General features: G+C 72.3%; 18 protein-coding genes. 9 read left to right on the plus strand and 9 right to left on the minus strand.

Annotated elements, in window-relative coordinates; translation table 11 throughout:
• Positions 1 to 54 precede the first annotated feature (54 nt).
• The gene (locus tag L2C96_RS36215; RefSeq protein ID WP_237339406.1) at positions 55 to 975 is read left to right on the plus strand and encodes a LysR family transcriptional regulator; all 921 of its coding nucleotides are present in this window, start codon (positions 55 to 57) and stop codon (positions 973 to 975) included.
• A 412-nt stretch (positions 976 to 1,387) separates the two neighbouring features.
• A complete protein-coding gene (gene dxs / locus L2C96_RS36220; protein WP_020422412.1) occupies positions 1,388 to 3,304 on the plus strand; it encodes a 1-deoxy-D-xylulose-5-phosphate synthase in 1,917 nt (638 codons plus the stop codon).
• Positions 3,305 to 4,084: 780 nt separating this feature from the next.
• On the opposite strand, the gene L2C96_RS36225 is transcribed toward dxs, so the two are convergent.
• Together L2C96_RS36225 and L2C96_RS36230 are read right to left on the minus strand one after the other, a co-directional pair.
• On the minus strand, positions 4,085 to 4,726 hold the full coding sequence (locus L2C96_RS36225; protein ID WP_237339407.1) for a formylglycine-generating enzyme family protein: 642 nt from the start codon (positions 4,724 to 4,726) through the stop codon (positions 4,085 to 4,087).
• Complete coding sequence (locus tag L2C96_RS36230) at positions 4,723 to 5,604, minus strand: NmrA family NAD(P)-binding protein (RefSeq protein ID WP_237339408.1); 882 nt, start codon at positions 5,602 to 5,604, stop codon at positions 4,723 to 4,725. Before L2C96_RS36230 ends, L2C96_RS36225 begins: the two co-directional genes overlap by 4 nt.
• 70 nt (positions 5,605 to 5,674) lie before the next feature.
• Between L2C96_RS36230 and L2C96_RS36235 the strand changes: the two genes are divergently transcribed.
• Positions 5,675 to 6,481, plus strand: a complete 807-nt coding sequence (locus tag L2C96_RS36235) for a LysR family transcriptional regulator (RefSeq protein WP_237339409.1) — start codon at positions 5,675 to 5,677, stop codon at positions 6,479 to 6,481.
• Here L2C96_RS36235 and L2C96_RS36240 read toward each other — a convergent pair whose 3' ends face one another.
• The 6 genes from L2C96_RS36240 to L2C96_RS36265 form a co-directional block, all read right to left on the minus strand.
• Positions 6,482 to 8,095 (minus strand): purine-cytosine permease family protein, encoded by a 1,614-nt coding sequence (locus tag L2C96_RS36240; RefSeq protein WP_237339410.1) that lies wholly within the window; start codon positions 8,093 to 8,095, stop codon positions 6,482 to 6,484.
• A 206-nt stretch (positions 8,096 to 8,301) separates the two neighbouring features.
• Complete coding sequence (locus L2C96_RS36245) at positions 8,302 to 9,543, minus strand: NAD(P)/FAD-dependent oxidoreductase (protein ID WP_237339411.1); 1,242 nt, start codon at positions 9,541 to 9,543, stop codon at positions 8,302 to 8,304.
• Complete coding sequence (locus tag L2C96_RS36250; protein WP_020422406.1) at positions 9,536 to 9,754, minus strand: ferredoxin; 219 nt, start codon at positions 9,752 to 9,754, stop codon at positions 9,536 to 9,538. The genes L2C96_RS36245 and L2C96_RS36250 overlap by 8 nt, the downstream gene beginning before the upstream one ends.
• A complete protein-coding gene (locus L2C96_RS36255; protein ID WP_039791948.1) occupies positions 9,751 to 10,323 on the minus strand; it encodes a ferric reductase-like transmembrane domain-containing protein in 573 nt (190 codons plus the stop codon). The genes L2C96_RS36250 and L2C96_RS36255 overlap by 4 nt, the downstream gene beginning before the upstream one ends.
• Positions 10,324 to 10,337: 14 nt before the next feature.
• A complete protein-coding gene (locus L2C96_RS36260) occupies positions 10,338 to 11,048 on the minus strand; it encodes a DUF4142 domain-containing protein (protein ID WP_237339412.1) in 711 nt (236 codons plus the stop codon).
• Positions 11,032 to 11,547: a hypothetical protein gene (locus L2C96_RS36265; protein ID WP_237339413.1), complete on the minus strand. Its 516-nt coding sequence runs from the start codon at positions 11,545 to 11,547 to the stop codon at positions 11,032 to 11,034. Before L2C96_RS36265 ends, L2C96_RS36260 begins: the two co-directional genes overlap by 17 nt.
• Positions 11,548 to 11,717: 170 nt before the next feature.
• Between L2C96_RS36265 and L2C96_RS36270 the strand changes: the two genes are divergently transcribed.
• From L2C96_RS36270 to L2C96_RS36295, 6 genes are all read left to right on the plus strand, one after another.
• Positions 11,718 to 12,269: a sigma-70 family RNA polymerase sigma factor gene (locus L2C96_RS36270; RefSeq protein ID WP_027936516.1), complete on the plus strand. Its 552-nt coding sequence runs from the start codon at positions 11,718 to 11,720 to the stop codon at positions 12,267 to 12,269.
• A gap of 5 nt (positions 12,270 to 12,274) precedes the next feature.
• On the plus strand, positions 12,275 to 12,967 hold the full coding sequence (locus L2C96_RS36275; protein WP_237339414.1) for an anti-sigma factor family protein: 693 nt from the start codon (positions 12,275 to 12,277) through the stop codon (positions 12,965 to 12,967).
• Between the two features lie 165 nt (positions 12,968 to 13,132).
• Positions 13,133 to 14,542, plus strand: a complete 1,410-nt coding sequence (locus L2C96_RS36280) for a DUF1996 domain-containing protein (RefSeq protein ID WP_237339415.1) — start codon at positions 13,133 to 13,135, stop codon at positions 14,540 to 14,542.
• Positions 14,543 to 14,617: 75 nt separating this feature from the next.
• The gene (locus tag L2C96_RS36285; protein WP_237339416.1) at positions 14,618 to 15,496 is read left to right on the plus strand and encodes an SCO0930 family lipoprotein; all 879 of its coding nucleotides are present in this window, start codon (positions 14,618 to 14,620) and stop codon (positions 15,494 to 15,496) included.
• A gap of 23 nt (positions 15,497 to 15,519) precedes the next feature.
• Entirely contained in the window at positions 15,520 to 16,071 is a 552-nt protein-coding gene (locus tag L2C96_RS36290) for a sigma-70 family RNA polymerase sigma factor (RefSeq protein WP_237339417.1), read from the plus strand.
• A complete protein-coding gene (locus L2C96_RS36295; RefSeq protein ID WP_237339418.1) occupies positions 16,068 to 16,742 on the plus strand; it encodes a zf-HC2 domain-containing protein in 675 nt (224 codons plus the stop codon). The genes L2C96_RS36290 and L2C96_RS36295 overlap by 4 nt, the downstream gene beginning before the upstream one ends.
• Before the next feature lie 178 nt (positions 16,743 to 16,920).
• Here the strand turns inward: L2C96_RS36295 and L2C96_RS36300 are convergent, their stop codons facing one another.
• The gene (locus L2C96_RS36300; protein ID WP_237339419.1) at positions 16,921 to 17,340 is read right to left on the minus strand and encodes a hypothetical protein; all 420 of its coding nucleotides are present in this window, start codon (positions 17,338 to 17,340) and stop codon (positions 16,921 to 16,923) included.
• Between the last annotated feature and the right edge of the window lie 54 nt (positions 17,341 to 17,394).

Below are 17,394 nucleotides of genomic sequence, written 5' to 3' on the forward strand. Positions count from 1 at the left end.
CGCGGTGACGAGTCGTCCAATATATCGAAGCGCTGGAGACGATAGCCTGAAGCTATGACCTTGCAGCAGTTGCTGTACTTCCTGGCCGTGGCCGAGACACGGCACTTCACGCGCGCCGCCGAGCGCACGTATGTGGCGCAGCCCTCACTGAGCAAGCAGGTCCGCGCGCTGGAGGACGAGCTGGGCGCGCCGCTGTTCAGCCGGGCGCGGGGCAACGTCACGCTCACCCCGGCCGGCGAGGCGCTGCTGCCGATCGCGCGGCGCATCGCCGCCGACGTCGACACCGCGCGGCTGGAGGTCGCCGAGCTGGTCGGACTACGCCGCGGCCGGGTCCGGGTGGGCGCGACGCCGAGCCTGTGCGTCACCGTGTTCGCCGACGTGCTGCACCGCTTCCACCGCGAGTACCCGGGCATCGAGCTGGTGGTGGAGGAGAGCGGGTCGAAGGACCTGGTGCGGGCGCTGACGCACGGCGAGCTGGACCTGGCGGTTCTGATCGCGGCCGGGGAGGAGGCGGCCCTGACGACAGTGCCGCTGCTGCGGGAGCGGCTGGTGGTGGCCGCGCCCGCCGGGGTGGACCTGGGCGAGGAGGTCCGGCTGGCCGAGCTGCGCGACCGGCCGCTGGTGATGTTCCGGGAGGGCTACGACCTGCGGGACACCACCCTGCAGGCCTGCCGCGCCGCCGGGTTCACGCCGGTGTTCGCGGCGCAGGGCGGGGAGATGGACGCCGTGCTCCGGTTCGTCGAGGTGGGGCTGGGGGTCGCGGTGGTGCCGAGCCTGGTGCTCGCCGGGCGGCCTGCGCTGCGCGGGACGCCGCTGACCGCACCGGAGATCACCCGGACGATCGCGCTGGCTCAGCGGACGGACGTGGCGCCGACCAACGCGGCCCGCGCGTTCCGGGAGACGCTGCTCACCCACGTCGACGAGCTGCACCGGGCCGGGACGCTGCCTGCCGGGGTGGAGCTGGCCGGGCGGTGAGCCGCCGTGCTGACCCCGAGCTGCGGCAGCCGCACTGACGGCACCCACCCCGCAGCGCCCGGGTCCAACCCGTCACCCGCACGCTCGGTCCGCCTGGTCGTCGGCATCTGGCCCGCGGCTGATCTCGCCCGCCCCGCCACCCACACCAGTCTTGATCGGTTCAGCAATCCCGTGGCCTGATGTAACGCCACGCCTGGCCGGACCCGATCTCACGGGATGTCACCACGTGCGCACCCCGGTGCGTCATGTCAGTGAGACAGTGTTCACACGGTCGCGGCAGCGGCAGGCACCTTCTCACCGCGTGATCAGTGACCCGGGACGCGCGGGGCGGCCGGAGGACTACGGTTCTCCGTAGACTGACTGGACGCGCCCTGGCGGGCAGGGCGAGGTATCTATGCGGGTGAGGTGGAAAGTGACGCTGCTGGAGTCCGTGCACGGACCGGCCGACCTGAAGCGCATGGGACACGGCCAGCTCGAGCACCTGGCGGGGGAGATCCGCGACTTCCTGGTCGACAAGGTCCGCCGCTCCGGCGGCCACCTCGGCCCCAACCTCGGCGTGGTCGAGCTGACCCTGGCGCTGCACCGGGTGTTCGACTCGCCGAAGGACGCGATCGTCTGGGACGTCGGTCACCAGTGCTACGTGCACAAGATCGTGACCGGCCGGCACACCGAGTTCGACCTGCTGCGCCAGCAGGGCGGGCCCTCGGGCTATCCGTCCCGTGAGGAGAGCGAGCACGACCTGGTGGAGAACAGCCACGCCTCCACCGCCTTGTCCTATGTGGACGGACTGTCGAAGGCGTTCGAGCTCGCCGGCGGCGGGCGGCACGCCGTCGCGGTCGTCGGGGACGGCGCGCTGACCGGCGGCATGTGCTGGGAGGCGCTGAACAACATCGCCGCAGAGCCGGGCCGTCCCGTGGTGATCGTGGTCAACGACAACGGCCGGTCCTACTCGCCGACGATCGGCGGGTTCGCCGAGCACCTGGCTTCGCTGCGGCTGCAGCCGGGCTACGAGCGCATGCTCGACGGCGGGCGTGAGCTGCTGCTCAACACGCCGGTGGTGGGCAAGCCGATCTACGCGGCGCTGCACGCGGCGAAGGCCGGCATCAAGGACGCGCTGAGCCCGCAGGAGATGTTCTCCGACCTCAAGCTGAAGTACCTCGGCCCGGTCGACGGGCACGACATCGCGGCGCTGGAGAAGGCGTTCCAGGCGGCGAAGGCGTTCGGCGGGCCGGTCGTCGTGCACGCGGTCACCGAGAAGGGCCACGGTTACCCGCCCGCGGTGAACCACGAGGCCGACCAGATGCACCAGACCGACCCGATCGACCCGGAGACCGGTCTGCCCAAGCCGAAGGGCCTGAGCTGGACCGCGGTGTTCGGGGACGAGCTGGCGCGCATCGGCGAGGAGCGCGAGGACGTCGTGGCGATCACCGCCGCGATGCTGCGTTCGACGGGACTGCACGAGTTCGCCGAGCGGCACCCGGACCGCTGGTTCGACGTGGGCATCGCCGAGCAGCACGCGCTGACCTCGGCCGCCGGCCTCGCGATGGGCGGGCTGCACCCGGTGGTCGCGGTGTACTCGACGTTCCTCAACCGGGCGTTCGACCAGCTGCTGATGGACGTGGCGCTGCACCGCCAGCCGGTCACGCTGGTCCTGGACCGGGCCGGCATCACCGGGCCGGACGGGCCGAGCCACCACGGCATGTGGGACCTGTCGCTGCTGGGCATGGTGCCCGGCATCCGGGTCGCCGCGCCGCGCGACGCGCAGACGATGCGCGAGGAGCTGCGGGAGGCGGTCGCGGTGTCCGACGGGCCGACCGCGCTGCGGTTCTCCAAGGGCAGCGTCACCGAGTCGGTGCCCGCGGTGGAGCGCATCGGCGTGGTCGACGTGCTGCGGCGGCCGCGGGAAGGCGCGGGCGCCGACGTGCTGCTGGTCGCGGTGGGCGCGTTCGCGCCGCTCGGGCTGGCCGCCGCCGAGCGGCTGGCCGACCAGGGCATCGGCGTGACGGTGGTGGATCCGCGGTGGGTGCTGCCGGTGCCGCGCGAGCTGGTCGGCCTGGCGAGTGAGCACCGGCTGGTCGTGACGGTCGAGGACAGCGGCAGGCACGGTGGTTTCGGCAGCGCGCTGGCATCCGTGCTGCGGGACGCCGAGTGCGACGTGCCGCTGCGGGACCTGGCCGTGCCGCAGGAGTTCCTGCCGCACGCCTCGCGCGAGGAGGTGCTCGCCAGCGTGGGCCTGACGGCGCAAGACGTCGCGCGGCGCGTGACGGAGTGGGCGTCGAACCTGATCGGCGAGGCGCAGCCGGCGGCGGCCGAGGCGCCGACCGAGTAGGACGGACACCGCGCGAGCCGCGCTCCGGGGTGGGGCGCGGCCCGCGGCGGTGGATTCATTGGTGGAGAAGCACCGGCCCGGTGCCGGTGAGTGGCCCGCGTGAGCGCGGCTTGGTCGTGCTCACGCGCGGCCACCGATCAGGGCGCGACCACTTCCAGGGCACGGGCTGTCCCGGCTGCGCGGCGGCGGCACCTCAGTGGCCTAGACCAGCGACAGCGCTGGATCCGCGCGCCCCGCCCAGCCGCGCATGGCACTGGCCGGGCAAGGCTGGCCCGGCCCGGGCGAGGCGCTGTCCGGTGGCCATCTCACGCGTGGCCACCAAGCGGGGCGCGACCACTTCCGGTGCGCAGACCGGCCCGCCTGGGCGGCGGGCGGCACCACGCTGGCGTAGACCGGCGACAGCACAAGAGCCCCGCGCCCCGCTCTGTCGGAGCTCGCCACCGGAAAAGGCCGGGCGGAGCGCGGCCGTTTCCACGGCACCGGCCGGCCCCGGCTGCGCGGCGGGCGGCACCACACTGCTGTATGAGCGGCCCCGCGTGAGCGCGGCTTGGTCGTCTCAGGCGCGGCAACCGAGCGGTGCGCAGGCCGGCCCGCCTGGGCGGCGGGCGGCACCACGCTGGCGTAGACCGGCGACGGCACAAGAGCCCCGCGCCCCGCTCTGTCGGAGCTCGCCACCGGAAAAGGCCGGGCGGAGCGCGGCCGTTTCCACGGCGCAGGCCGGCCCCGGCTGCGCGGCGGGCGGCACCACGCTGGCGTAGACCAGCCGGACCCGCGCCGCGGTCAGCCGGAGCGGGTCACCCGGAAACCGACGTCGTCGCTGCGGAAGGATGGGTGGCTGCGCCGCCGGACGGAGGCTCGGCAGCTCCAGTGCTCGTCGAACCAGCCGCCGCCGCGCAGGACGCGGTACGGGCCGTACACCTCGGCGTCGTAGACGTCCCAGCACCAGTCCCACGCGTTGCCGATCATGTCGTGCAACCCCCACGCGTTCGGGCGCTTCCCGCCGACCTCGTGGATCCGCTCGCCGGAATTCCCGCGGTGCCACGCGATCTCGTCGAGATCGCCGTACCGCGGGCCATCCGTTCCGGCGCGGCAGGCGTGCTCCCACTCCGCCTCGGTGGGCAGGCGGTAGCCGTCCGCGGCCCGGTCCCACTCCACGTCATCCCCGAACGAGTACACTGGGGACAGTCCTTCATGGACGGACAACGCGTTGCAGAACCGCACCGCGTCGGCCCACGTCACGCTCTCCACCGGCAGTTCCGAACCCCGGGAAGCGCTGGGACGCGAACCGGTCACCGCCGCGTACTGCGCCTGCGTCACCTGGTGCGCCGCCATCCGGAAGGGCGCCACCTCGACGGCCCAGCTGCGCTGTGTGCGCCGGTCGGACACCGTCACACTCCCGCCCGGAACGGCGATCATCTTCACCCAGCGGATGCTACCGCCGGCCGCAGAACCTCCTCGCACCACTGGCGCAACGTCGTCGGCGTGGTGGCTTCCGGCGTGCGCGGTTCCGCGTTGTCCAGGCCCGCGTTCTTGGCCGCCGCCATGTCGATCATGCCCTGCGCCATCGCCTCGGACCAGCCCCGCTGCCGCAGACCCGCCTTCAACGCCTCGGCCGAGAGCTGCTCGAACCGCACCGGCTTGCCCAGCACGTCCGACATGATCTCCGCCACCTCCAGGTAAGTGAGGTCCTCCGGCCCGAGCACCGGCACCTCGCCGTGGCCGCTCCACGAATCGTCGAGCAGCAGCCGGGCGGCGGCGTCGGCGATGTCCTTCGTCGCGCACAGTGGCCGCCGGTGGTCCGGGACGGCCATCTCGGCGAACACCCCGTCCCGCGCGATCGACGGCACCTGCCAGAGGAGGTTGTCCATGAAGGTCGGCATCGTCAGCGCCCGGTACCGGACGCCGGTGCTCGCGATCAGGTCGTCCATCGCCAGCGACGCCGACACGTGCCCGGCGTTGACCGCCACGCCGCGACCGACCGCCGACACCCCGACCACCCGCAGGTCCCGGCCGCGGAACACCTCGCACGCGGGACGGGTGAAGTCCAGGAACGCGGCGTCCAGGCTTTCGGCGGAGTGGTTCGGCGGGAGGAGCCAGAAGACCGCGTCGGCGTCCGCGAACGCCTTGCCGACGGTCTCGGGGTCGCCGTGCGAGCCGATGACGACCTCGGCCTTCTCGCGGACCTCCGCGGTGAGCCGGGACGGGTCGCGCACGATGACGCGAACCGGCGCGTCCGCGGCGAGCAGGGATTCGGTGAGCTGACGGCCGATGCGGCCGGTGGGTGCGGTTACCACGATCATGGGATCCACCCTCCGCCCGCAGGGCGCCGATCGTCCAATACCTCTTCGCGGACATTGATACCCTTCCGGTATGGATCTGGATCTGCGCAAGCTGCGGTACTTCACCGCCGTCGCCGAGCACGGGCACTTCGGCCGCGCGGCCGAGCGGCTGCACATCGCGCAGCCGGTGCTGAGCAGGCAGATCCGCGCGCTGGAACGGGAACTGGGCTGCGAGCTGCTGGAGCGCACCACGCGTTCGGTGCGGCTGACGGCGGCCGGTGAGCAGCTGTACGCGGACGCGCCCGGCGTCCTGGCGGCGGCGGTGGCCGCGACCCGCCGGGCGTACGGCGCGGCGCGGGGTGCGCGGCGGCTGGTGCTCGGGTTCGCGCCGGGGCTCACCGTCTCGCCCGCGGTCCGGGCGTTCGCGCAGGCCCACCCGGGCGTCGAGGTCGAGCTGCTGCACCTCAACTGGTTCGAGCAGGCCGAGGCGATGCGTGACGGCCGCGCCGACGTCGGGTACCTGCGACAGCCGTTCGACCGCGCCGGCCTGAAGACCCTCCGCGTCGGCAGCGAGCCGAAGGTCGTGTGCCTGCCCGCCGCGCACCCGCTGGCCGCGCGGCGACGCGTCCGGCACGCCGACCTCGACGGCGAACACGTCATCGACGCGCAGACCAGGCGGATCAGCACGATCGAGGAGAAGCTGGAGCTGGTCGCGGCCGGTCTCGGCATCACGATGATCCCGCGCAGCGTGGCGCGCTACTACTCGCGGCCGGACGTGGTCCACCGGACCATCAGCGACGCCGAGGAGTTCGAAATCTGCCTCGCCGTCGCCGACGGGCACCGGCGCCCGCACCTGGAGGACTTCGTCGCGATCGCGGCGCGGGCCCTGTCCGGTTGACTATGCGGGCAGCACGTGCGCGCCCGTGCGGTCGGTGCTCAGGCACAGCGAGCAGATCGTGCCGCCGGCCGCGCTCGCCGTCATGTCCGGGCGCTCGTAGGGCTCGCCGCACACCACGCAGTCGTAGCGGGTGCCGCTCGGGTTGCCGTCGGCGTCCAGCAGCGGCTCGGTGATGCCGTCGTCCGTGCGGCGCAGGTAGTACCGGCCGCGGGTCAGGATCGCCACCAGCGGGGTCAGCACCACCGCGATCACCACCGCAACCAGCGGCGAGTACGGCTGTATCGCGTCCCCGAACAGTCCGAAATAGACCGCGATGGACAGGGCCGACGAGGCCACGAAGGACACCACCCCGACCGGGTTGACCGCGTAGAGCATCCCGCGCCGGAACTCCGGCTGCTTCGGCGACAGCTTGAGCAGGTACTTGTTGACCCCGATGTCGGTGGCGACCGTGACGACCCAGGCCATCGCGCAGTTGGAGTAGAAGCTGAGCACGTTGTTGAGGAAGCTGAACATGTTCGCCTCCATCAGGACCAGCGCGATCGCGAGGTTGACCAGCACGAAGACCAGGCGCCCCGGGTAGCGCTTGGTGACCCGGGTGAACGAGTTCGTCCACGCCAGCGACCCGGAGTAGGCGTTGGTGACGTTGATCTTCACCTGGCTGAGCACGACCAGCACGAGCGCCAGCGGGACGACCAGCCACGGCGGCATCATCTGCTTGAACACGCCGGTGAACTGCTCGATCGGCTCGACCGCGGCCGCCGCGCCGACGGCGTCGAGGACGTAGACCGCCATGAACACGCCGATCGCCTGCTTGACCGCGCCGAACAGCACCCAGCCGGGCCCGGCCAGCACGACCGACGTCCACCAGGCGCGCCGGTTCTCGGCCGTGCGCGGCGGCATGAAGCGCAGGTAGTCGATCTGCTCGCCGATCTGCCCCATCAGCGACAGGCACACGCCCGCGCCGAGCATCACCGCCGCCGTGCTCAAGCCGGAACCGCCGGTGCCTTCGTGGGACAGCCAGCGCGACACCGAATCCGGGTCCTGGACGATGAGGAACACCAGCGGGGCGACCATCAGCAGCAGCCACAGCGGGTTGGTCCAGCTCTGCAGCTTCGCAAGCGCTTTCATGCCGTAGATCACCAGCGGGATGATGACCAAAGTGGACACCAGGTACCCCAGCCACAGCGGCAGGCCCAGCGCGTAGCGGAGCCCTTGCGCCATGATCGAGCCCTCGGTGGCGAAGAAGATGAACGTGAAGCTGGCGAAGATGACGCTGGTGATGACCGAGCCGTAGTAGCCGAAGCCGGAGCCGCGGGTGATGAGGTCGAGGTCGATGTTGTAGCGCGCGCCGTAGTAGGCCAGCGGGAAGCCGGTGACGAAGATGACGACCGCCGCGACGCCGATCGCGAGCAGGGCGTTGCCGGTGCCGTGCGTCAGGCCGATGCCCGCGCCGATCGAGAAGTCGGCCATGTAGGCGATGCCGCCGAGCGCCGAGGCGCCGACGACCGCCGGCGTCCACCGCCGGTAGGTCCGCGGCGCGAAGCGGAGGGTGTAGTCCTCCAGGGTTTCCTTGGTGGCCTGGCGCTGAACCGGTGGAGCCGTCGTCGCATCCATGACCGGCGACGCTAGGAAGCCGCTGTTGCCAACGGTTTGTCCCCCGGTGACGGCCAGGTTTCCCCGTGTTACCCGGCGATCCGCGGGTGCCTCCGGCGGAGCACCGGAGGCACCCGCAGCCGTTGGCCCGGCGGTGGCCGTTCCGTGGGGGAGTGCGGCAGCCGCTGACGCACCGACAGTCGTTCCGTGAAGGAGTCCGGCGCCTGCTAGCCCACCGACAGCCACTCCGCCGGGGAGTCCGGCACTCGCTCGGTGTCGGCGGGTTCGGGCGCCGGAACCGTCGCCGGGGCGGGCAGCCGGCGGTGCAGTTCCGCGGTCCAGTTCAGCATCGCCCGCGGGCGGTCCCACCCGGCGGCCCCGACGAGCTTCCCGCCGCGCACGAAACCCGTCACGCCCTGCGCGAGCTGCACCGTGTCGTCCGCCAGCGCGGGCATGCCGACCATCTGCAGCCGCGCGTCGTAGAGGCTCGACCACGCCCGCGGCATCGGCGTGAACGGCTGCGCGGCACGGCGGCCCGCCATCAGGTTCTCCGCCGCCGCGCGACCGGACTCCACCGCGTTGAGCCAGTGCTCGACCCGCCGCGGCACCTCGTCGAACCGCAGGTTGGGCCAGCACGCGACGTCCCCGGCGACCACGACGTCGTCCGCGTCGACGGCGAACAGCGTCGACTCGCACAGCACCCCGTCCTCGATCACCAGCCCGGAACCGCGCAGCCAGTCGACCGCGGGCACGCTGCCGATCGCCAGGATCACGCAACTGGCCACGACCAGCTTGTTGTTGGTCAGGTGCAGCCCGAACGCGTCCTTCGTCTCGATCCAGTGCCGCACCTCCGACCGCATCGCCAGGCTCGCGCGGTGCTTGAGCTGGATGTCGGTGACCGCTTCGGCGATGCGTGTGCCGAACCGGTGCAGCGGCGCCCGCGCGTGCCCGACCAGCGTCACGTCGCGGCCCATCTGCCGCATGCTCGCGGCGAACTCGCACCCGATCAGCCCGCTGCCGATCACCACGGCCGGCTTGTTGCTGGCCGCCAGCGCCTTCCGCACCGCGGCCGCGTCCTCGACCGTGCGCAGCACCCGCACCCGTGGATCGTGCCGCGGCGAACCGGGCAAATGCCGCGGCACCACCCCGGTCGCGATGACCAGCCCGTCGTACCACAGCTCCTCGCCGCCGGGCAGGTGCACGACGCGCTGCAGCGTGTCCAGGTGCGTCGCGCGGGTGCCCAGCCGCCAGTGCGCGTCGAGGTCGGTGTAGGTCTGCAACGTCGCGTCCGCCGGGCGGACCGTGCCCATCATCAGCTGCTTGGACACCATCGGCCGGTGGTAGGGCTTGCGCGCCTCGTCGCCGACGATCACCAGTTCGCCGTCGAAACCCAGTTCCCGCAACCGTTCCGCGGCACGCAGCCCGGCCACGCCCGCGCCCACGATCACGATCCGGTCGCCGTCACTCATCGGAGATCCCCTTGATCTGGATGGCCTGCATGGGGCAGCTGCGGGCGGCGGCGACCGCGGGCTCCCAGTCCTCGTCCGTCAGCCGGCTCCGGTACCGCAGCCGGCCGTTGCGCTCCAGCTCGAACAGTCCCGGCGCCTCCCACTGGCAGGTGCCGAACAGCTCGCACCGCTCGTTGTTCACGCTCACGCGTGGTCCCTTGCGCAGCTTCACACCAGCTCCTCGACCAGTCCGATGCGCTCCAGGACCCGCGCGGGCAGGAACCGCAGCACGGCCAGCGTCACCGTGGGCACCAGCAGCGTGATCCCGCCGAGCCACAGCAGCGCGAGGTGCCCGTTGGCGATCGCGCCGAAGAACGAGTGCAGCGCGGTCAGCGCGACCGCCGGGTAGGCCAGCCGGTGCACCCACAGCCAGCGGCGGTAGGCGGTGTAGCGCTGCAGGCCCGCGGTGAGCGCGACGGCGAGCATCAGCTCGATGCCGATGATGCCGAAGCTGTGCCGCGCCAGCCCGGTCAGCGGCACGGTCAGCTGCGCCACGGTGAACGCGCCGCTGGTCAGGAACAGGAACGACAGGGCGTGGATCGCGCCGAAGGCCAGCGCCAGCGTGGCCAGCGCGATGTGCCCGCTGCGCAGTGCTTTCCGGCCGGTGATGTTGCGGACCCAGCCGGTCGCGGTCAGCACGCCCCAGCACAGCGTCAGGCACATGAACGCGTACGCCAGCCGCGCGGAGAAGGCCGCGACACCGCGCAAACCGGTGTCGGCCGTCTGCTGCGCGAGCGGCATCAGGGACTCGAGTGTCACGTCTTGTCTCCAGCTTTCAGTCGTCTGGCGGGGTGGCGGATCAGCCACAGCACGAGCACCGTCGCTCCGCACAGCAGCGCGGCCAGCACGACGGTGGTGATGACGTCGGTGGCCGCCAGGTCGAGGGCCGCGCCAGCGGAGGCGGACGCCGTGCCGGATTGCGGCTGGGGCAGCTGCGTGTAGTCGACGAGGCCGGTGCTCTCCAGCAGCGTGATGTGCCGGAGCACCACCTGGTTCGCGGCGGCGGCGAACGCGCGGATCTCGTCGTCGCGGGTGTTCGCGCGCACCTGCGCGATGACGCCTAACACCACGCCGTGCGCCGCGCGCAGCCGGTTGGCGAAGACCCGCTCGAAGTCGGCGGCCGTCGGCGCGTCGCGCATCTCCACCAGCCAGCGCTGCTGGTCGGCCGTCGGCTGGTCGGGCAGGATCACGCCGCGCCGCCGGGCCAGGTCGCGCACCTGCACGTCGAGCCGCCCGTGGTCGACCATCAACGTCATGCCGACGTCCTTCACGTGCTCGTCGCGGGCGCGGGTGCGGGCCCAGTCGCCCGCGGGCATCTCCCACAGCCCGGCCTGCCGGACGCGGATCAGCAGATCGCGGTCGGCGGCGCTCAATTCGGTCTGCGCGGTCACATTCCGTGGTACGGCCAATTGGACGAACAACACGACCAGGAGCAGGGTCAGGAATCGTCTAGAGGCCGAACGCATCAGTTCGTCCCGGATCGCTCGCGGCCTGCACTTTGTTCCCGTCCGGGGTGACCGGGAACCACGCGTCGCCCGATCTCATCCCGCCCGTTTCGCCGGGCATTTCGTCGGGCCGGTAGCGGTACAGCGGGTGCCCGGCGAGCGTCACCTGGTCCGTGCCGTCGGCCCGGGTGAGGGATCCGACGAGCGCCGGGTCGATGCCGCGCAGCTGCTGCGCCGCGGTCGCGGGCACGGGCTGCCACGTCCGGGTGCACGCGCTGTCACACGCGGACCGCGGCGGGGCGGTGGTGTCCTTGTCGTAGCGGTACAAGGTGAATCCCGCGCCGTCGACCACGATGCGGCCGAGGTCGAAGGCGCGCACGGCGTTGAGCGCCGGCGCGGCCTCCGCGGCGGGAACGGACTGCGGCGGCAGCGGCGCGGGGGAGCCGGTGTCGCACGCGGTGATCACCGCGAGGACCACGCAACCGGTGGCCAGCGGTGTCAGCGCAGGGGATCGGGGCACGTCGGGACGCCTTCCTGAAATCCACAGTGGACGGAAAAGGTCCGGGTCGCGGGGGATCGGCCCGGGAACTGTCAGCGGGGTATACGACGGCGGCGCGGAAGCGGTTCAAAGAATTTTTCCGCGAATTTCGCACTGGACTCCGCGACCGGAATACCGCAAAGATGTCCGCCGTGGGACGCCACAGCCGAATTCTCCGCACCGTGGTCGAGCCGGTGCCCGACGCGGGCCAGGACGACGACCTGGCCACCGCCCTCTACCGGGAGTTCGGCCGCCCCCTGCTCGCGTTCGTGATCACCCTGACCGGGGGTGACCGTCTGTGGGCCGAGGACGTCGTGCAGGAGACCCTGATCAGGGCCTGGCGCAACGCCGACAAGCTCGACCGGGAGCCGGAGATGCTGCGGGCGTGGCTGCACACCGTGGCCCGCCGCATCGTGATCGACGGCTGGCGCAGCCGCCGCGCGCGGCCCCAGGAGGTCGAGGAGCCCGACGCGAACTCCGTCGGGGTGCCGGACGAATCGGACAGGACCCTGGCCGCGATGATGCTGTACGAAGCACTGCAGACCCTGTCCGCGGAGCACCGGGAGGCGGTCCTGCAGACCTACCTGCACGGCCGCACGGTCAACGAGGCGGCCGAGACGCTCGGTGTGCCGCCGGGGACCGTGAAGTCCCGGATCTACCACGCGGTGCGGGCGCTTCGCCGCTCGCTGCGGGAGCGGGGGTGAGCGGCATGGGCAAACCGGCGCACACCGACATCGCCGCCTACGTCCTCGGCGTGCTCGACGACGCCGACAACGCGGCGTTCGAGGCGCACCTGCTGGACTGCCCGAACTGCCAGCTCGACCTCCTGGAGATGCACGAGCTGCCGGACCTGCTCGACGAGATCCGCCGCTACTGGCCGGAACCGCCGGTTCCCGCGCCGCGGGTGCTGGCGCCGATGCTCGACGAGGTCGCCGCGATCCGCCGCCGCCGCACCCTGGTGCGCCGGGTGCTGGCCGTCGCCGCGATGCTGCTGATCATCGCCGGGCCGCTGGTGACGCTGGCCGTCGTCCCGTCGCAGGCCCCGGCGCCGGTCGCGGCCAGTACACCGCCACCCCCGCCGTCGTCACCCTCGTCGCCGGGCGCGAGCCGGTTCACCGGCAGCGAGACCGGCCAGGCGCTGCGCACCGAGGTGCTGGTGATGCCGACCAGCTGGGGCGCCGCGGTACGGCTCGACCTGACCGGCGTCGCCGGCCCGCTGCGCTGCCACCTCGTCGCCGTCGACTGGAGCGGGCACGAGGAGACCGTCGCGAGCTGGACGGTGCCCGCCGGCGCGGTGGACCCGTTGCTCATCTCCGGCGGCACCGCGTTCGGTCCCGGGGACATCGAGAAGTTCCAGATCCGCACCGAGTCCGGCGCGGTGCTCGCCAGCATCGAGCGCTGACCAGGCATTATAACGACGCGATAACGCGCAGATCGCGTTTTGAACTCGGCGGGCGCGACGTACGTATCCCCCTGTGACGGGCTCGGGGGAGCCGTTTCGTCCCAATCCCACGCCACAACCCGGCGCGCGCGTGCGCCGCCGGGCTGATTCGAGGTGAGCACATCCATGGCTCGAAACGAAGGCCGGCACCGCGTCGCACGCCGGACCAAGATCGCGACCCTCGCGGTCGGACTGGCGCTCGCGGTCGCGGGCGTCACCGTCGCCACCACCGCGGGCGACACCGGTCAGGCCGGCGCCGACGAGGTCGACCCGGCGTTCTTCGTCGACATCACCACGGTCGCCCCGAACGTGACCGAGGTGCGGCCGAACCGCCGCGCCTCCACCGGCACGTTCACGGTCGACTGCGGCCGCAACGAGAACGGCCACTACAACCCCGACAACTTCATCGCGCAGCCAGGCGTGCGCAACGGCGCCCAGCACCTGCACGACTACGTCGGCAACCTCTCCACCAACGCCGATTCCACCAACGAAAGCCTGCTGCGCGCCGGGACCACCTGCCGCAACGGGGACAAGTCCGCCTACTTCTGGCCGGTGGTGCGGATCGACCGCGAGGACGCCGAGGAGGCCAACCCGCCCGAGGACGAGGCCGAGCTCGACGCCCAGCGCGCCGAGGCCGAGCAGACCGAGGACGTCGCGCAGGTCGAGTGCCCGGACGTGGCCAGTCAGCTCGCCGAGGTCCCCGAGCAGGCGATGTCGACCGTGGACACCGAGCTGGACGCGCTGGACCAGCAGGAGGCGGCCGCCGACGCGCGGATCGCGGCCGACCCCGCCGCCGAGGCGGCTGTACTGGAACCCTTGCGGCAACAGCGATCGGCGAGCCTGGACCGCATCAGCCAGGCGACCGGGCAGCCCGTCGACCCCGCGCAGGCCACCTGCGCGGTCGAGGACGCCCAGCGGCAGGGAATCCCCAACGGCGACGAGAACAGCGACGGCGACGACGCCGAACAGCCGCCTGCCGACGACAACAGCGAGATCGGCGGCAACGACGGGGAGATCCAGCTGCCCGAGTCGGTGAACATCACCTTCCGCGGCAGCCCGGTGGGCCCGGTGCGGGCCATGCCGAAGTTCCTGCGCGTGCTCTACGGCGACGCCAAGCAGGGCACGAACGGTCCGCGCAACGCCCGCGCCAGCTGGACGTGCACCGGGTTCGAGGACCGGCTCATCGACAAGTACCCGATCTGCCCGGAAGGCAGCAAGGTCGAGCGCATCCACGACTTCCCGAGCTGCTGGGACGGCCGCAACATCGACAGCGCCAACCACCGCGACCACATCGTCTTCCCCGAGGCGAACGGCCGGTGCAAGCGCGGGTTCGTGGCCGTGCCGCAGCTGCGCATCACGCTGGTCTACGACATCCCGCGCGACGTCCAGGTCGCCGGGCAGTACAAAGTGGACTCCTTCCCCGAGGAGAGCCACAACCCGCGGTCCGACCACGACGACTTCGCCAACGTGATGTCGCAACGGATCATGAACCGCCTCGTGTGGTGCATCAACCGCGACCGCACCTGCAGCGAGTGAAAGAAGTCTGAACCGCGTGGCGGCGGCGGACGTGTGCATTGCGCCGGAAGCGAATTCCCCGAGAAGGAGACGACCATGACCGCGCGCATCGTCCTGCCCGCCGCCGCACTCGCCGGACTCGCCCTGCTCACCGCGTGCGGGCAGGGCGAGCCCGGCCCGGCCGCCGGCCCGGTCGCGATCCAGCAGGCGGCCGCCGTCCAGCCGGCCGTCGGGCTGGTCGCGTCCGACGTCGACGGGCTCGGCCCGGTCCTCACCGATTCCAACGGCCTGACCCTCTACCGCTTCGACCGCGACACCGCGCGGCCGCCCAAGTCGGCCTGCGCAGGCGAATGCGCCACCACCTGGCCGCCGGTGATCGCGACCGGCGCGGTGGACGTGCGCGGGGTCGACGCGAAGCTCGTCGGCACGGTCGCGCGCGCCGACGGCACCCAGCAGGTCACGGTCAACGGCTGGCCGGTCTACCGCTACGTCAAGGACACCGTGGCCGGCGAGGCCAAGGGCCAGGGCGTCGGCGGCACCTGGGCGGCGATCACGCCGACCGGGGCGAAGGCCGCCACCCCGGAGACCGCGATCCGCACCACGAACATCCCCGGCCTGGACACCGTCCTCACCGACGGCGACGGCCGCACGATCTACCTGTTCACCAAGGACGGCAAGAACCCGCCGAAGACCACGTGCGAGGGCCAGTGCGCCACCACCTGGCCCCCGGTCGTGGCGCGCGGGGAGACCCGCATCGAGGGCGTCGACCCGGAGCTGGTCGGCACGGTCACCCGCCCGGACGGGACCGAGCAGGTCACCGTCGGCGGCTGGCCGGTCTACACCTACACCCAGGACACCGCGCCCGGCCAGGCGAACGGCCACACCGTCGGCGGCACCTGGTTCGCCATCGAGACCAACGGCTGCAAGGTCGCCGCGGAGAGGAAGCCACTCGCGGCCGCGCCGAGCAGTTACTGATCCCCAGCGAGGAGTGAGTGCGGATGCCGGTGCTACGCGCCGCGAAACGGACGGCGGTCGCCGACGAGGCCCTGATCCGGACGCTGTACGAGGAGCACGGGCGGGCGCTGCTCGCCTACGCCGCCCGGCTCACCGGCGACCACGCCGCGGCCGAGGACGCCGTGCAGGAAACCCTGGTGCGGGCGTGGCGGCATCCGGACACCCTCGTCAACGGCAAGGGTTCGGTGCGCGGCTGGCTGCTGACGGTGGTGCGCAACATCATCACCGACCGGTTCCGCGCGAAGGCCGCCCGGCCGGCGGAGGTCGCGGAGGCACCCGCGGCGCCGCCGGTCGCGGCCGACCACTCCGACGCCGTGCTGAACTCGATGGTCGTGCTCGACGCGATGGACCGGCTGTCGCCGGAGCACCGGGACGTGCTGACCGAGATCTACTTCCGCGGCCGCAGCGTCGCCGAGGCGGCGGAGACCCTCGGGGTCCCGCCGGGCACGGTGAAGTCGCGGTCGTACTACGCGCTCAGAGCGATGCGCCAGACGTTCGGCGGCCGCGGGGCCGCCGTCGGAGAGGTGGCCGGATGACGATCCACGATCCCGGAGCGCTCGCCGCCTACCTGCTCGAAGCGCTCGAGCACGAGGAGATGCGAGCGATGCAGCGGCACCTGAACTCCTGCCGTCGTTGCCAGGCCGAGGTGGCGTCCCTGCGGATGGCGCGGGCGGCGCTGGAGGTCGTCCCGCCGGAGGCGATGCTGGACGGGCCGCCCGACGGCGGGGACCTGCTGCTGCAGCGCACGCTCGGCCAGGTCCGCCGCGAACGCGACTCGCGGGTGCGGCGGAACCGGCTGGTGGCCGGGGTGGCGGCGGTCGCGGTGGCGGTCGCGCTGGGCGCCGGCGGCGTGGTGCTGGGCCGGACGACGGCGCCGCCCACGGTGACCGCGCAGGATCCGGGCACGCGAACGGTGTCCGGCACGGACGCGGCGACCGGCGCGACGATGTCCGTGGCGGTCCGGCCTGCCGCCGGATGGGTCCGGCTGACGGCGTCCGTGGGCGGCATCCCGGCAGGCCAGAAGTGCCGCCTGGTGGTCGTCGCCCGCGACGGTTCGCGCGTCGAGGCGGGCAGCTGGCTGGTGTCCCCGGCGGGGGAGCGGGAGGGGACTTCGCTGGACGGCTTCGCTTTGGTGGCGCCCACCGAGGTGGCCGCGGTGGCGGTGGAAACCCTCGACGGGCAGCGATTCGTGGAGGTGCCGCTCTAGATCAAAGCGCGGTGCCGCGATCGGTGCCGTTCCGCCGACCGCTCGGATGCAGCGCCCTCGCCGCGGCGCGCGCTGCGAACTCCCGGCTGGTCCGGCGCGCAGGCGCGGGCTTCCCGCCGAACGGTGTCCGGCCGATGTGCGCGGCGCGGCCAGCCGACCGCGACTGGCCCGCGGAAACTCAACCTGCCCGTGTGTAGACCAATTCGAAGTCCAGTTCCCAGTCCCCGCCAGGCTCCTGCTTCTCCCACGCGCCGTCGATCCGGTCGCCGTCCGCGGAGAACACCCCGGTGAACCGCTGCGCGAAATGCAGTGGCGTGAAGTCCGCGGTCTCCCGCAGCAGCGTCCACCGCGCGCCGTCGAAGGTCATCGTGTACAGGCGGGCCACCCCGCGCGAGTCGAAGTAGTGCTGGGTGTACCCGCCGTCCTGCGCCGGGCCCACCAGCGACAGGCTGTCCGGCACCTCCGGCAGCGGCACCTCGGTGCGCTGCGCCAGGTACGTGCCGTCCAGGATCCACTCGAACACCGACCGCGCGGGCGGCGCGCCGGGGAACCCGACCTCGACCGTCCACTCGCCGACGAAGATCTCCAGACCGCTCATCCGGGCCACCCCCAGCCAGTCGCGAAGAGCCAGGATACCGCCGCCCAGGTAACT

It is taken from the genome of Amycolatopsis tucumanensis, assembly GCF_021654135.1.
Lineage (GTDB): Bacteria > Actinomycetota > Actinomycetes > Mycobacteriales > Pseudonocardiaceae > Amycolatopsis_E > Amycolatopsis_E tucumanensis.